We start from the raw sequence: 6,257 nt of genomic DNA on the forward strand, positions 1-6,257 counted from the left end.
CAGCAACGGCCCAGGCTGCAAACTGGTCACTGATCAGGCTGCGCACGGCTTCCAGGTGCACTCCCAGAGCGCCTTGGACGTGGGTCTCCACAGCGGCCTCACCCCAGGTGATCAGCAGCAGACGTGCCAGGCGGGGTTCAGCGGCCAAGGATTCCAGCACGCCCACCAGCCACTGCTCGGGGTCAAAGGGCTGGGTGACCCGCTGCTGGGCCAGCTCAAAGACCTGATCCAATGCTGTGGTGGCGCAGGCCAGTACCAGCTCCGACTTGCCTCCCGGGAAGTGGTTGTAAATCGCACCGGCGGAGAGCCCAGTGGCTGCAATGACCTCGTGCATGGAGGCTCCGCGGTAGCCCTCCGCCAGGAAGCACTCCGTGGCAGCGTCCACCATGGCACGGCGACGGTTCTGACGGTATTGCTCACTGACCTTGGGCATGGACAAATCCTACGCAGTCAGTGGAAGGCCCGGGCGGGGCGTGCAACAGTTGAGGGATGACTGCCCCTGACGCCGATGTGAATTGTCTGGCCGATTTTGCCCGTGCCGGTCTGGATGCCGCCCATCTTGACCGCCCGTTGGAGCCCACGCATCCGGGGGCACCACCCCTGGGCTGGGGTGTTGTGGGACCAGGGGCCATTGCCCAACGGGTGGTGCCGGAGATAGCCATGCTCCCGGATGCACGACTTGTTGCAGTCTCCTCCCGGTCTCGGTCACGGGCCCAGGAATTCGCAGACCGTCAGGGATTAGTGCGGGCCTATTCAGATGAGGATTCTGGAGAGCTCACCGGGCTCCAGGCTCTGGCACAGGACCCGGAGGTGGAGGTGGTCTACGTGGCCTCACCGCACGGTCATCACCACAACCACGTCTCTGAGTTGCTGCGTGCCGGCAAACACGTGGTGTGTGAAAAGGCCTTAGCGATATCTGCAGAACAGGTCCGTGACCTGTTGGACCTGGCCCGCGCCCAGGGAGTCTTGCTCATGGAGGCGGTGTGGACCGCCATGACCCCCGGGTTCCGCAGAATCATGCACTTGGTGGAGCAGGGCACCATCGGCACGGTCAGTGCCGTCACCGGCGCCATTGGTTTTCACGCCACACCGGATCCCACACACCGGTTGTTCAATCCGAGCGACGGCGGCGGCGTCACCCTGGACATGCTGGTCTACCCCCTCTTGTACGCAGATGCCCTGCTCGGTGAGGTGAAGACGCACACGGTCACCGGGCACATGGGGCCCACCGGGGTGGATGACGACCTTGCCGTGCAACTGCAATGCGCCAAAGGGTGGGCGCAGCTCTCGGCCACCCTGCACCGAGTTCCGGCCACAGGCATCACCCTGTCAGGAACTCAGGGTTGGTTGCGTGTGGAGGGACGGCTGAACAATCCGCCGCAGGTGGAATGGATGACCCAGCAGCGCCGGACCGAAGGTTTGGACCCGGTCACAGAGACCATCCCCATGGTGGGCGCCGGATATGTCCCACAGATGCGGGAGGCCACACGCTGCATCAGGGAAGGCTTGGTGGAGTCACCGTTCGTCCCGTGGGCGCTGTCCCTCTCCAGAGCCGAATTTTTCGACCAGGTACGCGCCCAGATCAGCTGACGGCGGTCACCGAGTCGAAGTGTCCACGAATGTCACTGGACTCACGCACCACCAGCTTGGTGGGCAACACCAACGGCCGGTTGGAGGTGGGCAGAGCACCCTTGATCATGGCCACAAGGTTCTTGGCCGCCGTGGTCCCCACCGCATGCATGGGAGCCGCAATGGTGGACATGCTGGGGCTGAGGAAGGACAGGTACATGATGTTGTCGTACCCGATCACGGCGACGTCGTCGGGAACCTGTAGTCCCATCTCATGAACGGTGCGCACAAAACCCATGGCAACGAGGTCGTTGTAGCAGATCACACCGGGGGTGCGGTTTGCTGACCAAGCCAGGGCGGCTGCGCGCCCGCCGGCCACCGTGGGCGTGGCAGGACCGATGCGGTGGATCCGCAGGTGGAGCTCAACGCCGGCTTCCCGCACCGCACGCCACCGCATGCCATCCGCCCAGGAGGCTTCCGGCCCGGCCACATAGGTGATGTCCTTGCAGCCCTGTGCGGCCAGGTGTTCCACGGCCCGGCGTGTCCCGGTGGGATTGTCCGTGACCACGGAAACCACCCCGGAGACCGCGCGGTTCATGATGATGGTGGGCTTCTGCTTGGCAGTCATCCGGATGGCGGAATCGGACATCCGGGAGGAGGTCAGCAGCACACCGTCCACCAACGGCAAGACCCGCTCCAGGGCTTCACGCTCACGGCGGTCCGATTCCTGCGAGTTGGCCAGCAGCAGGGTGTATCCGGCTTCGGCCGCAGCTTCCTCGGCCCCGCGGATCAGATCGAAGAACGCGGGATTGGAGATGTCCGTGACCACCAGTGCAATCATCTGGCTGCCGGTGCGGCCATCGGCATTGCGGGAAATGGTGCGGGCCCGGTAGCCCAGTTCATCAGCGGCTTCCCGAATCCGCTCCGCGGTCTCATAAGAAACTCGACCTGGGCGGGCGAAAGCACGCGAAACGGTGGACGGGGCCACCCCCGCCAGCTTTGCGACGTCGTAAATGGTGGGTGCGCTACCTCGGGATCTCCGACGTGGCTGCGCTGCCCCCGACCGTTGGCCGCCTGGATCCGCCTCATTCGTGCTGTGGTCGTGATTCACCCATCTAGTTTCTCGCACCGGAGCCGACATGACCAACCCACTGCCCCAGCGCGACGCCCGGATGACGGATCGTTCATCGAATCCTGCCGCACGAACATCAGCCCACAAAATCGGCCCCACAAGCCCTGTGGTGAAGTTCACGGTGGTCCACACATGGGAGGACAGATGCACCCGCAACCCACACTTCTCTTGCGAATTCATGAGAAATGGCCAGGTGTCAGCTACAAGAATGGGGACGGAGTTGATGCGGCGGGATGAACAGTGCGATGCAAGACTGTGCGGGATAGTCCACGACCATGCCTTTGGGAAGGCCACGAATCCCCACGCCTCGGGTAGCTGGCTTACGGTCCTACGTATTGAAGGAAACTGCCATGGCTGCTGCCCCGACCCGTCGAGCTTGGCGAGAAGCAGAGAAGAAGAAGACCGGTCTGCGGTGGGCGGCCCTGGCAGCCGCTGGTTTCATTGTGGTGGGCGGTGGCGGTCTGTGGCTGGTCACCCAGAACGAATCCGAGACCAACGCCATCCCGTCCAGCTGTGATTCCACCCAGCGGGTTTCCTTGGTGGCAGAACAAGCCATGGCCGATGTCCTGGCCAACAAGCCCGTGGACGGCGAGTCCTGCATTCAGCTGGACATCACCTCAGAGCCCAGCACCCAAACAGCTGTGCGCGCCTCCTCCGGAGAACTCAGCCAGCCCTTGTGGATTCCGGACTCCAGCAGCCGCGTTCCATCAGCTTTGATGGATGATGCCGTGTCTGTTCACACCGACTCCTTGGCATCCTCCCCTGGCGTCGTGGTGGGTCAAGGTTCCGTGGAGGCCGACGGGACCTGGACCGATGTGGTGGCCGATCAGTCCACGCGCATGGGCAATCCGGACCGCGACGGCGGCGCTCACCTGGCCTTGCTGAGCGTGGCCTCGGAAGTCACTGCCGGGGACGCCGAACAGACTCAGGCCGCAGAAGCACTGACTCCGCGAGCTCAGACCCAGGGTGTGAACAGCCCCATTCTCTCCGGTCCGGAAATGCTGGCTGCCGTTGATCAGGACGGCGACCGGGCGATCGTCTCCGAGCGCGACTACCTGGACTACGCGGCACAGAACGACGGCGCTGACCTGGCGGCCGCCGTACCCGGTGACGGCACTTCCTTCCTGGACTACCCGCTCTTGGCCTCCGGGGATTCCTTGGAGAGCAACGACGCCGTCCGGACGGCAGCCGATGAAATCAGCCAGTGGTTGGGCACAGACGAGGGCAAACAAGCCCTCTCTGAGAACAACCTGCGCACTGCAGACGGGGAGATCAGCAACGACTCCGCCGTGCAGGACCCTGCCCGTCTGCCCGCGCCCAACGAGGACCTGGCCACCACGATCGTGGAGAGTTACCGCAATCAGGCAGCGCCGATGAACGCGTTGGTGGCCTTGGACGCCTCCGGTTCCATGGGCACGGTGGAGGCCAATGGTCAGTCCCGTTGGGACACCACCATCCAGACCCTGATGTTGGGCAGTCAGTTGTTCCCGGCCCGAGACTCCATGGGTGTGTGGCTGTTCTCGGATGACCTGGGCGGTGACACCCCTTACGAAGAGTTGGTGCCCACCCGCGGCATGGAGGAAGGCGTGGATGGTCAGACCCAGCGCGAGGTCCTGCAGTCCGCCCTGGCGCAGGCCCAGTACAAGCAGGGCGGTCAGACCAACCTGTACGAAACCGCACTGGCAGCCTTCCGCAACCAGCAGGAGAACTACCAGGACGGCCAGCTCAACATTGTGTTGCTGGTCTCTGACGGCGCTCAAGAGGTCTACAAGGGTGACTCCATGAGCCTGGAGGAAGTCACCGCCGACCTTCAGAACGAGCAGGACCCCAACCGTCCCGTGGTGATTGTTGCTCTGGGCATCTCCCCTAATGCGGACGCTGAGGCTCTGACCGCCATCGCGGAGTCCACCGGTGGCAGCTACCACCCGGCGACCACACCGGAGGAGCTGCAGGCGGCCTTTGTGGAAGCCTTGTCCGCCAACGATCCCGGCAGCGACCCGGCGCAGGGGGCCCAGCCCGAGCAGGGCTGATCCGCTCAGCGCCGGGCCGAGCCCCCACCCCCGTCAGTGGAAGAAGTGGCGTGCACCCGTGAAGTACATGGTCACGCCGGCTTCCTGAGCTGCGGCAATGACTTCCTCGTCCCGGATGGAGCCACCGGGCTGGACCACGGCCTTGACGCCGGCATCCAGCAGAACCTTCAACCCGTCTGCAAACGGGAAGAAGGCATCGGATGCCGCCACAGAGCCCTCAGCGCGTGCAGCACCGGACTCGGCCAAGGTGTTGGCACGTTCGATGGCCAGGCGGCAGGAGTCCACCCGATTGACCTGCCCCATGCCGATCCCCACGGTGGCGCCGTCCTTGGCCAACAGGATCGCGTTGGACTTCACCGGGCGCAGCGCGGTCCAGGCGAACGCCAGGTCCGCCAAGGTGGCCTCATCTGCGGCCTCACCGGCCACCAGCTGCCAGTTGGCAGGATCATCACCTGGAGCCTGCACGCGGTCACTGACCTGCATCAGGGCACCACCGGAGATCTGGCGGTATTCCAGAGGATCCTGGCCAAAGGAGGCCGGCAGCTGCAGAACACGCAGGTTCTTCTTGGTGCTGAAGATCTCCAGCGCTTCCGGTTCAAAGGCCGGTGCCACCACAACCTCAGTGAAAATCGGTTTGATGCTCTCCGCGGTGGCGGCCGTGACCGTGCTGTTCACCGCGATCACACCGCCGTAGGCGGACAAAGGATCACAGGCGTGTGCCTTGGCATGAGCGTTGGCAACGGCGGCTGCAGCACCCGGATCCGCCACGGCCAGACCGCAGGGGTTGTTGTGCTTGACCACTGCCACTGCCGGTTGCGTGAAGTCGTGGACCGCGCGCAGGGCAGCGTCTGCATCCACGTAGTTGTTGTAGGACATGGCCTTGCCCTGGAGTTGTTCCGCCTGGGCGATGCCGGGTGCTGCGGCATGGTCGACGTAGAGGGCAGCCTCCTGGTGGGGGTTCTCTCCGTACCGCAGGGATTCAGCCCGCTCAAAAGCCAGACCGGCGTACGGGGGGAAGGTCAACGGTGTGGTCGCCTGCTGCGAATCCTCCGGGAACTGCTGCTGACACCACGTGGCCACCGCGGTGTCATAGGCCGCGGTGTGCGCAAACGCGGCTGCCGCCAAACGACGCCGTGCCGCCAGGTCAAAGCCACCGTTGGAGGCAGCATCCACCACCTCTGGGTAGCGGTCGGGTTCCACCACAACGGCCACGGACGGGTGGTTCTTGGCGGCCGCGCGAACCATGGACGGACCGCCGATGTCGATCTGTTCCACCACGGCATCCGGCTCAGCCCCGGAGTTCACGGTGTCCACGAACGGGTAGAGGTTGACCACCACCAGGTCAAAAGGTTCAACCCCCAGATCCTGAAGCTGCTGGACATGGTCCTGCTTGCGGCGGTCCGCCAGAATGCCGGCGTGCACTCGCGGGTGCAGGGTCTTCACCCGGCCTTCCAGGCACTCGGGGAAACCGGTCAGATCCGCCACTTCGGTCACGGGGACACCTGCGGCGGCGATCTTCTGGGCGG

5 protein-coding genes are annotated in these 6,257 nt (G+C 64.4%); 2 read left to right on the forward strand and 3 right to left on the reverse strand.

Going from position 1 to position 6,257, the window contains the following annotated elements; translation table 11 throughout:
* The coding region (locus L979_RS11095) for a TetR/AcrR family transcriptional regulator (protein WP_047692278.1) at positions 1-433 on the reverse strand (433 nt) is incomplete at its 3' end.
* Between the two features lie 56 nt (positions 434-489).
* Here L979_RS11095 and L979_RS11100 point away from each other — a divergent pair.
* Positions 490-1,590 carry a Gfo/Idh/MocA family protein gene (locus L979_RS11100; RefSeq protein ID WP_052209822.1) on the forward strand — a complete coding sequence of 367 codons (1,101 nt, stop codon included), beginning with the start codon at positions 490-492 and terminating at the stop codon, positions 1,588-1,590.
* Here the strand turns inward: L979_RS11100 and L979_RS11105 are convergent.
* Positions 1,583-2,680 (reverse strand): LacI family DNA-binding transcriptional regulator, encoded by a 1,098-nt coding sequence (locus L979_RS11105; RefSeq protein ID WP_369792993.1) that lies wholly within the window; start codon positions 2,678-2,680, stop codon positions 1,583-1,585. The two genes, L979_RS11100 and L979_RS11105, sit on opposite strands and share 8 nt — an antisense overlap.
* 371 nt (positions 2,681-3,051) lie before the next feature.
* On the opposite strand from L979_RS11105, the gene L979_RS11110 reads away from it, so the two are divergent.
* Positions 3,052-4,731 carry a VWA domain-containing protein gene (locus L979_RS11110; RefSeq protein WP_047692279.1) on the forward strand — a complete coding sequence of 560 codons (1,680 nt, stop codon included), beginning with the start codon at positions 3,052-3,054 and terminating at the stop codon, positions 4,729-4,731.
* A 33-nt stretch (positions 4,732-4,764) separates the two neighbouring features.
* Here L979_RS11110 and purH read toward each other — a convergent pair.
* Positions 4,765-6,257, reverse strand: a 1,493-nt coding sequence (gene purH / locus L979_RS11115) for a bifunctional phosphoribosylaminoimidazolecarboxamide formyltransferase/IMP cyclohydrolase (protein ID WP_047692282.1), incomplete at its 5' end; no start/stop codon positions are given.

Source organism: Kocuria sp. ZOR0020 (genome assembly GCF_000800955.1).
Lineage (GTDB): Bacteria > Actinomycetota > Actinomycetes > Actinomycetales > Micrococcaceae > Kocuria > Kocuria subflava.